Raw genomic sequence first — 14,540 nt, forward strand, 5'->3', positions numbered from 1 at the left:
ACACATTGCGGGGGGACTATGCCGGCCAATTCTGCTCACGATCGCCCTGCGACCGCGCGCATGCTTGCGCTGCTCTGTTCCACCGCGCTCACCTCGGTGACGCTGGCCGCCATGCCGGCGCCCGCTCGGGCGCAGCTTCTCTTCGGCGCGACGGGCGGCCAGGGGGACGCGAATGGCGGTGCCGGCGGCAATGCCGGGCAGGCCGGCAGCCCCGGCACGGGCGCCACGGCGGGGGGCGGTGGCAGCGCCGGGACGGTGGTCAGCCCCGATGGCGGCGCCGGCGGCGACGACTTCTCGACCGTTCAGAGCGCTGGCGGCGGCGGTGGCGGTGGCTACAGCCACGTCACCACCGGCAACATCCCGGCAAGCAGTACGGGCGGGAATGGTGGCGCCGGCGGCCTGAGCCTCAGCGGCGGCGGGGGCGGCGGCGGTGCGGGCGGCGATGGCGCGCGCAATGCCGAGGCCGTCCCGAATATCCGTGTCGGCGCAAGCGTCCGCGGCGGTCACGGTGGCGCGGGATACGGGCTCGGCGGCGGCGGTGGCGGCGGGGCGGGGATCGTGCTGGACAATGCCGGTACGCTCACCTTCGACCCGGGCGGCCAGGCCGTTGGCGGTAGTGGCGGCGGCGGGACCGTTGCGGGCGGCGGTGGTGGAGCAGGCGTCATCCTGAACGCCGGCGGGACCCTGAACACCAGCGCCGGCACCAGCATTGCCGGCGGCGCCGGCGGATATCATTCCACCGGTGGCGCCGGGGTGATATCGGGCGGCGCGACCAGCGTCGCCAATATGGGCGAGATCACCGGTGGTGCGGGCGGCGATGCCGGACCGGCTGGAGCGGCGCTCGATCTGCGCTATGGCGGCACCGTGCTCAACATGGGAACCATCCGTGGTGGCGCCGGCAACCCCGGCGCCGGCGGTCCGCAGAACGCCCCGGCCGGCGGAACCGGAAGCGGCGGCGCGCCTGGCTTCGTCCCCTTCACGGCCTCGCGGGGGTCCGGCGGTGTCGGCATCGTCGGCACCAGCCTGAGCGTGATGAATGCGGGAACGATCGCCGGCGGTGTCGGCGTGGACGGCCAGGCCAACGCCATCACCTTCACCGGCGGCACCAATACGCTGTCGCTGCGCAACGGCTCGATCATCAGCGGCAATGTGGTGGTGGCGAGCGGCGCCACCGGCACGCTGATGCTGGGGGACTACGACACGCTGCCGTCCACACCGGCCTTCGATGTTTCGAAGATCGTGACGACGGCCACCGCCGGCGCGACCGATCAGTTCGTCGGCTTCGGCATCTTCCTGAAGAGCGGCTCGAACACGGTGCGGCTGACCGGGACGGGCGCGCAGAACTGGACCATCGAGCAGGGGGCGCTGGCCGGCGACACCAACAGCCTTGGCGGCAATCTCACCTTTACCGGCGCGAGCGGGATTGCGCGCAGCGTCGTCTTCGACCAGGCGAGCGATGGCACCTATGCCGGGACCGTTTCGGGGCCCGGGGATTTCGTCAAGACGGGCGCAGCGAGCCTCACCCTGATGAGCGCACAGAGCTTCACCGGGGAGACCAATATTCTCGGCGGTACGCTGCGCATGGGCGCGGCCAATGTGCTGGGAGCCTCGGCCGGGATCCACATCAGCGATGGCAGTTGGGATCTCGACGGCTACAGCCAGGCCGTGAAGGGGTTGAGCGGGAACGTCGGCACGAGCATCGCGCTCGGCGCCGCGACGCTGACCGTCGACAATACGTCCTTCGCGGGTTTTTCGGGTGACATTTCCGGCTCGGGCGGCCTGACCAAGACGGGCGCGGGCGATTTCAACCTGTTTGGGACCCACACCTATTCCGGCCCGACCAATGTCACCGGCGGGGTGATGCGACTTGGCGGCCTTCTCGCCTCGGCGACGATCAATATTTCCAATGGCGCGGAGTTCGGCGTCTACAGGGAAAACGCGCTGTCGCCCATCGTCGCCGTCAGCCTGACGGGGACCGCTTCGATCTTCCGTCTTCAGCTCAACCAGCAGATCGGCTCGCTCTCCGGCGGGGCGGGAACCGAAGTGCGATTCGACACCGGCGCCGTGCTGACGACGGGAACGAACAATACGAACGACGTCTTCGGCGGCAATATCGGTGGCACCATCAGTGTGGACGGCGCCCTGACCAAGATCGGCACGGGCAGCCTCACGCTGAACGGCGACAGCGCGTATGGCGGAGCGACGACTGTCCGCGGCGGCGCGCTGATCGTCAACGGTTCGCTGTCCCCTCTGTCGGCGGTCACGGTCGAGGCCGGCGCAACGCTTGGCGGGTCGGGCACGGTGGGCCGCACGATCATCGCGGATGGCGGTCACATCGCGCCCGGCCATTCGATCGGCACGTTGCACTTCTCCCGCAATCTCACGCTGTCACCCGGTTCGATCCTCGATTTCGAGCTCGGCAGTCCGGGACTGTCGGCCGGCGCCCCGGGAACCAGCGACCGCATCATTGTCGCCGTCGATCTGACGCTGGATGGCACGCTGAACCTGTCCCAGAGCAGCCATCCCGCCGATGGCATGGCGGCTTTCGGCTATTACCGGCTGATGACCTATGGCGGTGTCCTCACCGATCGCGGCCTCGCGATCGGCGCGACCCCGGTTGCCGGCATCTACGAAATCCAGGCCGGTGGCGGCAATGTGGACCTGTTCATCGCCGCCAACGGCGACAATACCCTGCAGCACTGGCAGGGCGGCAACGGCACGTGGAACGCCGCCGGCGTGCAATGGCTGAATCAGGGCGGCGTGGCGCCCGTCCCCTGGGCCGGCCATCACGCCGTGTTCAAGAACGAGCCTGGCGGCTTCAGCGGCGGCACGATCGCGGTCGCGGGCGTGCAGAGCTTCAAGGGGCTGCAGTTCGTCGACAACGGCTACCGCCTCGAAGGCTCGGGGACGCTGATGATCGACGGTTCGGGCCGGAGCGACGGCAATGCCGAGATTCGGGTGCTGACGAATACGACCGCTCATATCGCAACGACGATTGCCGGCACCGGCGGCCTCAGCAAGACCGAGGGCGGCACGCTCGTTCTCGAAGGCAACAACACCTATCGTGGCGGCACCAGCCTTCTCGATGGCACCGTGTCGGTATCGAGCGACGCCAATCTCGGCGATGCGGCGGGTGGGCTTCGCTTCAATGGCGGCACGCTCGCAACCACGGCCGGCATGCACAGCGCGCGCGCGATCACGCTCGACGGCTCGGCTGTCTTCAACGTGGCAACCAATACCGAGCTCGGTCTCACCGGAAGCGTCTCGGGCGCGGGCGATCTCATCAAGATCGGCGCGGGCACGCTGCGCCTGACGGGCGTCAACAGCTATGGCAATACCGCCGTCCTGGGCGGCACGCTGATCGGCAGCACGGGCTCGATCTCGGGCGACATCATCAATGCCGGCACGGTGGTGTTCGATCAGCCGGCGGATGGCCGTTTGGCCGGCAATATCGGCCGCCTGAGCAGCTCCGCCGGCCTCATGATCAAGCAGGGCGCCGGCACCCTGACCTTGACCGGAAACTCCGGTCTCGACTGGTCGATCCAGGCCGGTGGACTGTCCGCCGCCGCCGAGCGCTTTGCCGGCAATGCCGCGATCGGCGCCGGCGCATCGCTCACGTTCGACCAGGCCGCGGACGCCGCTTATGGCGGAGTGCTCACCGGCACGGGCCGGTTCGTCAAGGCCGGCACGGGCGTGCTGGTCTATGACGGCAACAGTTCGGCTTTTGCCGGCATGACCGACATTGCCGCCGGGGCGTTGATCGTCGGTTCCGACACCGCCCACGCCCAGGCCATGCTCGGAGGCTCGCTCCATGTGGCCGGTGGCGGCACGCTCGGCGGCCACGGCACGGTCGGCTCGGGTGCCGGATCGGTCGTGACGGTCGCCTCAGGCGGCACGATCGCGCCGGGCAACTCGATCGGCACCCTCACCGTCAACGGCAATCTCGTCTTCGCCGCGGGCTCGATCTATCAGGCCGAGATCAATCCCGCGCTTCAGACCGACCTGATCAGGGTCAGCGGCACAGCCGTGATCGACGGTGGCACGGTCCATGCCCTCAAGGCCGGCGGCCTCTATACGCCCGGCAGCCGCTGGACGATCCTCGATGCCCATGGCGGCGTAACCGGCAGGTTCGACGCATTCGACCAGAACATGCCCTTCGTCGACCTGACGCTGAGCTACGATGCCCACCGTGTCTATATCGACGCCAAGCGCAACAGCGTGCCGTTCTGCGCCGTCGCTCAGACCTCCAACCAGTGCGCGGTGGGCAACGGCCTCGAAAGCACCGGACCCGGCAATCCCGCCAACGATGCGGTGGCGGCCCTTCCGGATGCAACCGCAGCCCGCGCGGCGCTTGATCAGCTTTCCGGCGAGATCCATGCGAGCGCGAAGACGGCGCTGATCGCCGACAGCCGTTTCATCCGCGAGGCCGCGACCGATCGCATCCGCGCCGCCTTCGGCGCCGTCGCGGCCTCCGCCATGCCCGTCACGGCCTATGGCGACAGCGGCCTGCAGACCGCTCCCGCCAACGCCGACCGCGCAGCCGTCTGGGCCCAGGGCTTCGGCGCCTGGGGCCGCGTCAACGGCAACGGCAACGCCGCCGGGCTTGCGACGGCCACCGGCGGCATCCTGATCGGCGCCGACGGGCCGGCGTTCGGCGCAGGACCGTTCGGGACCTGGCGCTTCGGCACGCTCGCCGGCTACAGCCGCAGCACCTTCAATGCGCGCGGCCGCCTCTCCTCCGGCGAAAGCGACAACTATCATCTCGGCCTCTACGGCGGGACGCAATGGGGTCGTCTGGGGTTCCGCGCCGGCCTGGCCTATACGTGGCATCAGCTCGTCACCAGCCGCACCGTCGCCTTTGCGGGGTTCGGTGACAGCCCGGGGGGCAGGTACAGGGCCGGCACCTTCCAGGCCTTCGGCGATATAGGCTATCGGATCGATACGCCGGTCGCGGCCTTCGAACCTTTCGCCAATCTCGCTTATGTGAGCCTCGATTCCGACAGCTTCGGCGAGCGCGGCGGGGCGGCGGCGCTTCACGCGAACGGCCAGGTGACGGCCGCCACCTTCACCACGATCGGGCTCAGAGCCTCGGCCGGCTTCGAGCTGGGCGGCATCGGCACGACGGTGCGCGGCTCGATCGGTTGGCGACATGCCTTCGGGGCCATCGTTCCGCTGTCGACCCATGCCTTTGTGGGGGGCGATGCCTTCACCGTCGCGGGCGTGCCCCTCGCACGGGACGCCGCCGTCATCAACGCCGGTCTCGACATGGCGGTCTCGCGAAACGCCGTTCTCGGCCTCTCCTATGACGCCCAGCTCGGCTCATCCGCTCGGCAACACGGCTTCAAGGCCAATTTCAGCATGAGGTTCTGAAACCGCCCCCGCGCCTGCAAGGGGGCGCGGGCCCTTTGGCTCATTCAGCGACCGGTTGTGCGCCGGTCGTAGGCGCTGGCGAAAAAGCTCATGAAGGCGCCGCGCAGTCCGCCGTCATGCGCGGCGGCGAGGGCTTGCCAGCGGGCGAGGTTGAGGTCCCACAGCCGCGCCTTGCGCGAGGCGAACAACTGGCCGAGCGCCCGGTCGGGGGCGGCGTCGCGGTCGACCGTTTCCGGGTCGAGCTGCGTGAGGAGCGCGTCCACCGCCGCCTGCATGGCGATGAACGTGTCGAGCTGATGGGTCTTCAGCGCCTCGAAGCTGCGGGCGACCGCGGCGCTCGCGCCGAGATAGCCGGGCCCGCTGCCGGCGAGCATCAGCCGCAAGGCATCCTCGGCGGTGGGGGCGAAGGGGATGGGATTGTTGTCCAGCGCCTGGACCGAGGTCTGGTTGGCGCTGCGCATGGCGCCCTTCGCTTCCGCGCGTGCCTGCATGAGGACCTTGAGCTCGGTGGTGACGAGCAGCATCAGCCGGCCGAGTTCCTCGGCGAGGGCCGTCGCATCGCGGCCGCCGAAGAGATCCGGCGGCAGGCCGGCGCCACGGGCGAAGGCCGCGATGAAGGCGTCCGAGGTCGCGGATGGGCGCGCGGGCGGTTCGGGGCGGGGCGTCGGCGCGGCCGGTTCCGCGCGAGCTGCTTCCGGCGCCGGCGGCACGGGGGCCGCGTCGGCCGGTTCCGGCGGTTTCGGCGGCGGCAACTCTTCCGGCAAGGCCCAGTCCATCGAAGCCGCGTCCCCGATCCCGTCCTGCGGGGACGCTTGCCGGCGGCGCGGGGCGGGCAGAACCGGCTCGGGCTGCGGCCGGCCGAGCGGGCCGGGCAGATCGACGGCCCAGTCCATCAGGTCGCCCGACATCACCGGCCGGCCGTTGCGCCGCGCGCGGATTTCGCCTGCCGCGGCCGGCGCCGCCTCGCCGTCGGCGGCCCAGATGTCGCTGGCCGCGGCCGGTGGCACGGCCTCTCCTTCGAGGCTTCCGGCGGAGCCGTCGCCCTCGACCTCGACCTTGATGATGTAGCGCCCGATCTCCAGCCGGTCGCCGGCGCGCAGCCGTCGCGGCTCGGTCAGGCGGAACGCCGCGCCATTGACGAAGGTGCCGTTGCTTGAGACATCGTGCAGCCAGTAGCCGCCATCGCGGAAGCGGATCTCGCAGTGCTTGCTCGAAATGTAGCGGGTCGGGTCCGGCAGCACCCAGTCGAGGTGCTTGTCGCGGCCGATGTCGATGCCGCGCCGGCCGGTCAGCGTATAGCTCAGCGGTCCGCCATCCGGAAGGGCGGCCTCGTTTTCAATGGTCAGGCGCAGCGCGAGCACGGGCGGCCTCCGCATCTTGGCCCGGATACAGGCCTGATCTCGACAGAGCTGGTTCCGGCATCGGTCTCCCCCGGAGCGGTTGCGTCAGGCATCCACCGCTGCGAGGCGAATGCCGCCTTCGATGCAGGCACGCAGTCTATCACGGCGCTCGGTCGCCGAAATGCGGGCAAGCGCGATCAGCAGGCAGGCGCGCACGGCCTTGGCGGTGAGATGGGCCGGGGCGGGTGCCCCGGCATGCTCGCCGACCGAAAGGTTGCCGCCCGACCAGGCGGCGGCGAAGGCAGCCCAGGTCGTGGCCTGGGCAGAGCTTGCTGCCTGGCCGGCCTGCATCGCCTCGATCCGGCTTGCCTCCGATGGCGCGCGCACCCAGGCTTCCGCTGCGGTGAGGGCGACATCCTCGACCGCGGCGCCGGGCGAAGCCAGGGCGCGCACCGACCGGCAGGCCCACCAGACCGCGTCGCGGCGCGGCAGGACATAGGCACAGAAACTGATCGCGTCTTCCGGCGTCTCGCCGTCGGCGAGCGCGCGCAGGAAGGCGAGCGGTTCGTGCTCGCCCGGCTCGGCCAGCATGTCTTCGGCCAGCGTCGGGAAGGCTTCGGCGACGTCGCGGGCAGTGGCAAAGCGCAAGGTTGCCATGGCGGCCCCGTTCAGTTGATCAGCACGAGGCCGCCGCGCAGCGCCAGGTTCGCGGCGCCGCTGACGTTGGTCAGCGTGCCCTGCGCATTGAGGACGGCCGCCGCCTTGATATTGATCAGCGGCGAGGAAATGTCGATCGATGCCGGCGTCATCGTGATCTTGCTGGCCCCACAGACGAGCTCGATCATCAGGCCGGCTTTCAGCGTCATCGTCTGGGCGACCTTGACCGTCTGGTTGCCGGTATCGACGCTGAGCTCGTCGTCGCCGGATTTCAGCTGGGTCTTGCGCGAGGGCTGGCCCATCGGCACGGGAAATTCGGCGCCGATCTCGCGGGTTTCGGAGTTCTTGACGGTGATATCGAGGTCCTTCTCCGCGTGCATGCGGATCTTCTCCGACGACGCCTTGTCCTCGAAGACGAGCTCGTTGTAGCCGTTGTCGTTCTTGGACGAGCGCGACTTGACGCCGGCCATGGTCTTGTTGGCGGGGAGCTCGTAGGGGGGCCGGTTGTCGCCGTTGTAGACGGTGCCGGTGACGAGCGGGTAGTCGGGGTCGCCCTCGATGAATTCGACCACCACCTCCATGCCGATGCGCGGGATGACGACGCCACCCCAGGACTTGCCCGACCAGGTCTGGGCGACGCGCACACGGCGCGAGGGCTTGCGGTCGCGGTCCCAGTGGAACTGGACGAGGATGCGGCCGTGCTCGTCGACGTCGATCTCCTCGCCGGCCTTGCCGACCACCTTGGCCGTCTGCGGACCGGAAATGACCGGGCGCGGCGTGACGGCCGGTGCGCGGAACGGCCGGCCGGCGGGCTGGAGCCGATAGCTGCCCTCATAGCTCGTGCCGCCGCCCTCGCCCGAGAGATAGCCCTGGGCGTGGATGCGATGGGTGCAGGCGACGACGAGATAGGGGATGTTCTCGGAGGCCTCCTGGTGGTCCTTGAGCGTGGTCAGGCCGCCCGGTGCGAGCGAGGCGGCATCGCCGGTGCATTCGCGCCGGAAATCGAGAGCCTGGCGGGCTTCCAGCCGGACCCGGGCGAGCTTCTCGCCCTTGCCGCGGTCCTGATAGCTCGCGTGGTAGTCGTAGACCTCGAGCCCGCTCTTGGCGTAGCCGCCGGGCTGGCTCTTCTCGGCCAGCAGCGAGGCATTGGGCTTGAGATAGTCGAAGTCGTTGAGGCTCACCTTGCCGCTTTGGAACCGGCGCACCGGCTTCCATTCGGTGATGTGCTGCTCGTCCCGGACATTGGTGCCGGCGAGGTGGCGAAAGGGCAGGGTGGCAAGGCCCGGCACCGGCTGATGCGACGAGCGGCCATCGGCCAGGATCATCTCGTGCTTGTCGGCCGTGTGCTCGAAAAAATAGTAGATGCCGTAGTGCTCCATCAGGCGACTGACGAAGGCGAGATCGCTCTCCCGATACTGCACGCAATATTCGATCTTTTCGTAGCTCTCGCTGGTCTTGAACAGAAAATCGGAGAAGCCCGCCTCGGTGAACACCTTCCGGATGATGTCGGTGACCGACATGTCCTGGAAGAAGCGGCAATTGGCGGTGAAGCCGAGCAGCGAGAACCAGGGTTGCAGCTTCAGCCGGTAGTGATGCAGCCCGCCGCGCTTGCCGAGCCATTCGCTTTCGGTCAGCACGCCGTTGAAGTGCCGCTGCGCCTTGCCATAGGTGTGGAAGGTCACCGCGCAATTGCGCCCGAGCGCCTTGTCGAAGTCCAGGCCCGCCTCGGTGCTGACCGCCTCGATGGCATAGTCGAAGGCGGTGCTGATCGCTTCGTGACCATCGAAGCGGACGAGGTTCAGCACGTCGCCGCCGAACGGCGTCTTCAGGCGCGCGGGCCGCTGGTCCTGCGTGAGAGCGAGCGTCATCGTGTGTCCTCGCCGGCGATTGAACGAAGCGGTTCAGGCCGTTCCGCGAGGCGAACCAAGCATGGAGCGGCGCGATGCGATGTGCGCCCGGTCACACCGGCGAGGGCGCGGCCGTGCCAGTCTGCGATGCGTCGATCACGTGATGCCGCCGCGGCCGGACCGCTGCGGCGGGACGGGATCGCGGCTCGCGCCGAGACCGCCTGTCGACGTCCGATTTCCCTTACGGAGGGAGGCCCGCGATGGTTACCCATTTGACAAGTGTCCACGCCGGTCAATCGATTGACGGTCATAGCAGACTGAGTCATTCTCGGCGAGTATTCAATCGCTCCGGGGGGATTTCCATGCGTTGGAGCTTCTGCGGTTTCGCTTTATTGGCGGCGATGACTGTATCCGGACAGGCGATTGCGCAGCCGGCTTATACCGCTGATCAGATCATCGAGCGATTTTCCGTGCCACGTCAATCGGAAACGAACCTTCCTCTCGGGCAGTCGCGGGGACTTGGCCAGAACAGCAACTATAGTGCCAGCCGCACGATCTGCTCGGGCACCGATGCGGAGTGCGGTCGGCCGGCAGCGCCGCCGAGCTTCGACCTGATGGTCAATTTCGCGCTCGATTCCGACCGGCTGACGCCGGAGGCGCGACGCAATCTCGACGAGTTCGCCCGCGCCCTCCGGGATCCGCGGCTGAACGGGCTGAACTTCGCGGTCGACGGCCATACCGACGCCCGCGGCTCCGACGCGCACAATATGGACCTGTCGCGCCGGCGGGCCAGCGCGGTGGTGAATTATCTGGAAGCGCAGGGCATTCCCAGCACACGCATCATGCCGCGCGCCTTCGGCAGTTCGCAGCCGCGCACCGCCGACCGGTTCGACGGCACCAATCGCCGGGTCGAGACCCGCGTCAACCGCTGAGTCGCGTCATGGCGGCCTTGCCGCCCCTGCCGCGCCAGGTCATTCGCCAGCCCGCCCTGTGCGGGGGACGCGTCGCATCGGAAGAGTTGAGGACATGAGCGCCATCGACCATGCCATGCCCGCGCCGCCCGAGGCCGCACCGGCGCTTGTGTCCGAACCGGCGCCCGACACCGAGCCGACGCTCACGTCCGCGACCGAAGGCGAGGCCGACATGGCGGCGGGATCCGGCGCGGCGCCGTGCGGGCCCGATCTCGATGCGCTCGGCGACGAGGACTATCTGAACTTCCTCGCGCGCGTCGAAGGCGTCCTGCCGCCGGTCTTCGCCGCCTTCGACCGGTCGACCATCGACTTCGCCGCGGAGGCCAAGGCGGGCGCCGCGCTGATGCAGCGCTCGCGCGACCTGCGCGTCATGGTGCTGCTCGCCAAGCTGCGCGTGCTCGACCGGGATCTCGAAGGCTTCGCCGGCCTGGTCACGGCGATGGCCGATCTGCTCGAAAGGCAGTGGACGGAGGTCCACCCGGCCGTGACCGGCCGTGACGTGGAGCTGCGCCGCGGCGTGCTGATGGCGCTCGACGACATGCCGCACACGGTCATGCCGCTGCAGGTCATGCCGCTGTTCGAGACCCGCAATCTCGGGCGGGTGTCCTATCGCAATCATCTGGTCGCGGCCGGCACGGTCGCGCCGCGCGACAATGAGAGCGTCTATGACGCGGCCGCCATCGCCGGCGGGCTCGAGCGCGCCGATCTCGATGAGCTGACGGCCGTGCACGGCGAGCTCGCGCGGCTGGAGGCCGGCCTCAAGCGGATCGCGGCGAGCTTTTCGGCGGCGCTCGGGCCGGGACACGATCTCGCCCTGCCCAATCTCCTGAAGCTGGTCGGCGAGCAGGCGGCCTGGCTGGGCGCGGAGCTCGCCCGCCGCGATCCCGGGGCGACTCTGGCAGCCCCGGCGGATGAGCTCGCCGGCCATGCCGAGGCGGCGCCCGCCGGGGCGGCGCGGATGGCGAGGATCGGCATTGCCGGCCATAGCGACGCGGCGGCCGCGCTCGACGCCGTCGCCGACTACCTCGCCCGCAACGAGCCCTCGTCCGTCGGGCTCCTGCTGGTGCGCCAGTGCCGCCAGCTCGCCGGCGTCTCCTTCCTGGAGGCGATCAGGACGCTGGTGCCGAACGCGGTCGAGATCGCCAGCATCCGGGTCGGCCAGGATACCGGCTTCAACATTCCGATCGAACGGCTCGGCGCCTTCGACACGTCCGCGCCGCCCGCCGAGACGGACGAGGCACCGGACGGCGGCGCGGCGTTCGAGCCGGCAGATCCCTTCGCGGAGGGCGGCGAGGCGGCCGGCGTTCCGATGGAAGGGCTCCGCGCAGCCGCGCCGCCCGCGGGCCATCCGTTCCGGCGCCTCGCAACGCGCGCCGAGGCCAACGACACGATGGCCCAGGTCGCCCAGTTCTACCGCGCGGTCGAACCGTCGAGCCCGCTGCCGCTGCTGCTCGACCGCGCCCGCGGCCTCGCCGGGCGCGACTTCCTGACCATTCTCGAGGAAATGCTGCCCGCATCGCATTTGCGTCCCGCTGGGGACGACTAGCGCCGGCCGCCGGCGCCGCATCCACGTCTCGCAGATCCGCATATCGCAGTCGTCATCCAACGCATCCCACGCGAACGGAAGGGAATTGCCATGAGCGACAGTGGCCAGAAATTCATTCGCCGCAACCGCAAGCCACGGGTGCATATCACCTACGAGGATCCCTACAATTCCGAGAAGCTGATCGAGCTGCCCTTCATCATGGGCGTGCTCGGGGATCTCTCCGGCAATGCCTCGACGGTCGAGAAGCCCGAGGTCGGCCAGCGCAAGTTTCTCGACATCGACATGGACAATTTCGACAAGCGCATGGCGGCGATCGCCCCGGGCCTGTCGTTCCGCGTCGACAACAAGCTGGGCGATCCCGGCGAGAAGCTCGGCGTCAATCTCACCTTCCAGACCATGGACGATTTCAAGCCGACGGCCGTGGCGCGCCAGGTCCCCGCGGTGGCGAAGCTCCTTGAGGCGCGCGAGCAGCTGAAGAACCTGCAGCGCTACATGGACGGCAAGGTGGGCGCGGAGAACCGCCTCAGGGAGCTGCTGAGTGATCCCGAGCTGATGGCCGCCCTGCGCGACCGCAGCGCCGCCACGAGCAAGACGGACGGAGCCGAATGAAGGCGCCCGCGGCGCTGTCGGCATCGATCAGGAGAGATTAGACCATGGCCCAGGAACTGCAGAAATCCGCAGCCGAACCGGGCGTCGCCACGCGCGACGTCGACGAGTTCGCCACGCTCCTGAAGCAGAGCTTCAAGCCGCGCAACGAAAGGGCGGCGACCGAGGTGGAGAATGCGGTGGCGACGCTGGTGCGCGAGGCGCTCGCGGACCAGTCGCTCGTCAAGTCCGACGTGCTGGAAACGATCGACGAGATGATCGCCCGGCTCGACGAGAAGCTGTCGGCGCAAATGAACGAGATCATCCACGCGCCCGAGTTCCAGAAGCTGGAAAGCTCCTGGCGCGGCCTCAACTATCTCGTCTTCAACTCGGAGACCGACGCCACCCTCAAGATCAAGTTCATGAATGTCGGCAAGACCGAGCTGAATAACAATCTGAAGAGCTATCCCGGCGCGCGCTGGGACCAGAGCCCGCTGTTCAAGCAGGTCTACGAGCAGGAGTTCGGCCAGCTCGGCGGCGAGCCCTTCGGCGCCATGGTCTGCGACTACGAATTCTCGCACGAGGCGCAGGACATCCAGCTGCTGCGCAGCCTCACCAAGATCGCCGCCAGCGCGCACTGCCCGCTGTTCGCCGCGGCCAACCCCACCCTGATGGGCATGGACAGCTGGACCCAGCTCTCCGACCCGCGCGACCTCTCGACCATTTTCGAGACGCCCGACTATGCGGCCTGGAAGAGCCTGCGCGACTCCGACGATGCCCGCTATCTCGGCCTCTGCCTGCCGCGCGTGCTGGCGCGCCTGCCTTACGGCGCCAAGTCCGATCCGATCGAGGAGTTCGGCTTCGAGGAGGAGACCGACGGCCACAACGGCAGCAAATATGCCTGGATGAGCGCGGCCTATGCGATGGGCACGAATGTCAACCGCGCCTTCAAGGAATGGGGCTGGTGCACGCGCATCCGCGGTGTGGAATCGGGTGGCGAGGTGATCAACCTGCCCGTCCATACCTTCCCGACGGACGAGGGCGGCATCGACCTGAAATGCCCGACCGAGATCGCCATCACCGACCGGCGCGAGGCGGAGCTTGCCAAGTCGGGGCTGATCCCGCTGATCCATCGCAAGAACACCGACAAGGCGGCCTTCATCGGCGCGCAGTCGGTGTATCGGCCGAAGAAGCGGATGACGGACGAGGCGACCGCGTCCGACAACCTCTCCTCGCGCCTTCCCTACATGTTCGCGGTGTCGCGCTTCGCGCACTACCTGAAATGCATGGTGCGCGACAAGATCGGCTCGACCAAGGAGAAGTCGCAGCTGCAGCGCTGGCTGAACGACTGGATCCATCTCTATGTCGACGGCGATCCGATGAATTCCTCCGAGGAGACGAAGGCGCGCCGGCCGCTCGCCGCGGCCTCGGTGGAGATCATCGAGAACGAGGAAAACCCCGGCTACTACTTCGCCAAGTTCATGCTGCGTCCGCACTACCAGCTGGAAGGCATGGATATCGGTCTCAGCCTGGTCTCGCGCCTGCCGGCGAAGAGTGGCTGACCGCGGCGTGCGCCGCGCCGCCCGCTGCGGCGTGTGCCGGCGCACATCGGCCCCTGAAGCATTCGCCTATCCCTGAATACGGCCACCAAAGGAGGCATCCATGGCTGTAGACATGTATCTCGAACTTGACGGCGTGCAGGGCGAGTCGGCGATCAAGACGAACGCCATCGACATCGAATCCTGGAGCTTCGGCATGCACCAGCAGGGCACCGGTCACGTCGCGACCGGCAGCGGCGCCGGCAAGGTGCAGGTCCAGGACATCTCCATCATGAAGCATTCGGACAAGTCGACGCCGACGCTCATGCTGAAGCTCTGCAAGGGCGATCACATCGCCAAGGGCAAGATCGTCGTGCGCAAGGCCGGCGGCCAGAAGCCGATCGAATACATCGTGGTGGACATGGAGCACATCCTCATCACGAATTTCCAGACCAGCGGCAGCAATGCCGGGGATCTGGTGAGCGAAAGCCTGACGCTGAACTTCGCCAAGTTCAAGGTCGCCTACACGCCGCAGAAGGCGGAAGGCTCCGGCAGCGGCAAGAACGAGATGGGCTGGGACGTCGCCAAGAACGTCACCGCCTGAGCCGCCGGCGCGGGCGGCCGCCGTCCATGCAGGATCCGCCGCGGACGCCTTGCGTCCGCGGCGCACCCGCAAGGCCATTGCC

Annotated in this window: 9 protein-coding genes; 6 read left to right on the forward strand and 3 right to left on the reverse strand. The window is 68.4% G+C overall.

Annotated elements, in window-relative coordinates; genetic code table 11:
• Nucleotides 1–60: 60 nt before the first annotated feature.
• On the forward strand, nucleotides 61–5,370 hold the full coding sequence (locus tag OZ671_RS25635) for an autotransporter domain-containing protein (RefSeq protein ID WP_268863340.1): 5,310 nt from the start codon (nucleotides 61–63) through the stop codon (nucleotides 5,368–5,370).
• Nucleotides 5,371–5,414: 44 nt separating this feature from the next.
• Here OZ671_RS25635 and tagH read toward each other — a convergent pair whose 3' ends face one another.
• The 3 genes from tagH to OZ671_RS25650 all read right to left on the reverse strand — a co-directional run bounded on the left by tagH (nucleotide 5,415) and on the right by OZ671_RS25650 (nucleotide 9,235).
• Nucleotides 5,415–6,731, reverse strand: coding sequence for a type VI secretion system-associated FHA domain protein TagH (tagH, locus tag OZ671_RS25640; RefSeq protein ID WP_268863341.1), 1,317 nt, complete (start codon nucleotides 6,729–6,731; stop codon nucleotides 5,415–5,417).
• A gap of 84 nt (nucleotides 6,732–6,815) precedes the next feature.
• Nucleotides 6,816–7,367, reverse strand: coding sequence for a DUF6931 family protein (locus OZ671_RS25645; RefSeq protein WP_268863342.1), 552 nt, complete (start codon nucleotides 7,365–7,367; stop codon nucleotides 6,816–6,818).
• An 11-nt stretch (nucleotides 7,368–7,378) separates the two neighbouring features.
• A complete protein-coding gene (locus OZ671_RS25650) occupies nucleotides 7,379–9,235 on the reverse strand; it encodes a type VI secretion system Vgr family protein (RefSeq protein ID WP_268863343.1) in 1,857 nt (618 codons plus the stop codon).
• Between the two features lie 239 nt (nucleotides 9,236–9,474).
• Between OZ671_RS25650 and OZ671_RS25655 the strand changes: the two genes are divergently transcribed.
• The 5 genes from OZ671_RS25655 (at nucleotide 9,475) to OZ671_RS25675 (ending at nucleotide 14,458) form a co-directional block, all read left to right on the forward strand.
• Nucleotides 9,475–10,146, forward strand: coding sequence for an OmpA family protein (locus OZ671_RS25655; protein ID WP_268863344.1), 672 nt, complete (start codon nucleotides 9,475–9,477; stop codon nucleotides 10,144–10,146).
• A 94-nt stretch (nucleotides 10,147–10,240) separates the two neighbouring features.
• Nucleotides 10,241–11,731: a type VI secretion system protein TssA gene (locus tag OZ671_RS25660; RefSeq protein WP_268863345.1), complete on the forward strand. Its 1,491-nt coding sequence runs from the start codon at nucleotides 10,241–10,243 to the stop codon at nucleotides 11,729–11,731.
• Nucleotides 11,732–11,821: 90 nt separating this feature from the next.
• Nucleotides 11,822–12,340 carry a type VI secretion system contractile sheath small subunit gene (tssB, locus tag OZ671_RS25665; protein WP_268863346.1) on the forward strand — a complete coding sequence of 173 codons (519 nt, stop codon included), beginning with the start codon at nucleotides 11,822–11,824 and terminating at the stop codon, nucleotides 12,338–12,340.
• A gap of 44 nt (nucleotides 12,341–12,384) precedes the next feature.
• The gene (gene tssC / locus OZ671_RS25670) at nucleotides 12,385–13,878 is read left to right on the forward strand and encodes a type VI secretion system contractile sheath large subunit (protein WP_268863347.1); all 1,494 of its coding nucleotides are present in this window, start codon (nucleotides 12,385–12,387) and stop codon (nucleotides 13,876–13,878) included.
• 100 nt (nucleotides 13,879–13,978) lie between these two features.
• On the forward strand, nucleotides 13,979–14,458 hold the full coding sequence (locus OZ671_RS25675; RefSeq protein WP_038301731.1) for an Hcp family type VI secretion system effector: 480 nt from the start codon (nucleotides 13,979–13,981) through the stop codon (nucleotides 14,456–14,458).
• Nucleotides 14,459–14,540 lie beyond the last annotated feature (82 nt).

It is taken from the genome of Phreatobacter sp. AB_2022a (genome assembly GCF_026847585.1).
In the GTDB taxonomy this organism is placed as follows: Bacteria; Pseudomonadota; Alphaproteobacteria; order Rhizobiales; family Phreatobacteraceae; genus Phreatobacter.

Bases quoted from the DNA above. Each gene is read 5' to 3' on its own strand.
- OZ671_RS25635 (WP_268863340.1), top strand. From the start codon at position 61: ATGCTTGCGCTGCTCTGTTCCACCGCGCTCACCTCGGTGACGCTGGCC.
- OZ671_RS25645 (WP_268863342.1), bottom strand. From the start codon at position 7,367: ATGGCAACCTTGCGCTTTGCCACTGCCCGCGACGTCGCCGAAGCCTTC.
- OZ671_RS25650 (WP_268863343.1), bottom strand. From the start codon at position 9,235: ATGACGCTCGCTCTCACGCAGGACCAGCGGCCCGCGCGCCTGAAGACG.
- OZ671_RS25655 (WP_268863344.1), top strand. From the start codon at position 9,475: ATGGTTACCCATTTGACAAGTGTCCACGCCGGTCAATCGATTGACGGT.
- OZ671_RS25660 (WP_268863345.1), top strand. From the start codon at position 10,241: ATGAGCGCCATCGACCATGCCATGCCCGCGCCGCCCGAGGCCGCACCG.
- tssB (WP_268863346.1), top strand. From the start codon at position 11,822: ATGAGCGACAGTGGCCAGAAATTCATTCGCCGCAACCGCAAGCCACGG.
- tssC (WP_268863347.1), top strand. From the start codon at position 12,385: ATGGCCCAGGAACTGCAGAAATCCGCAGCCGAACCGGGCGTCGCCACG.
- OZ671_RS25675 (WP_038301731.1), top strand. From the start codon at position 13,979: ATGGCTGTAGACATGTATCTCGAACTTGACGGCGTGCAGGGCGAGTCG.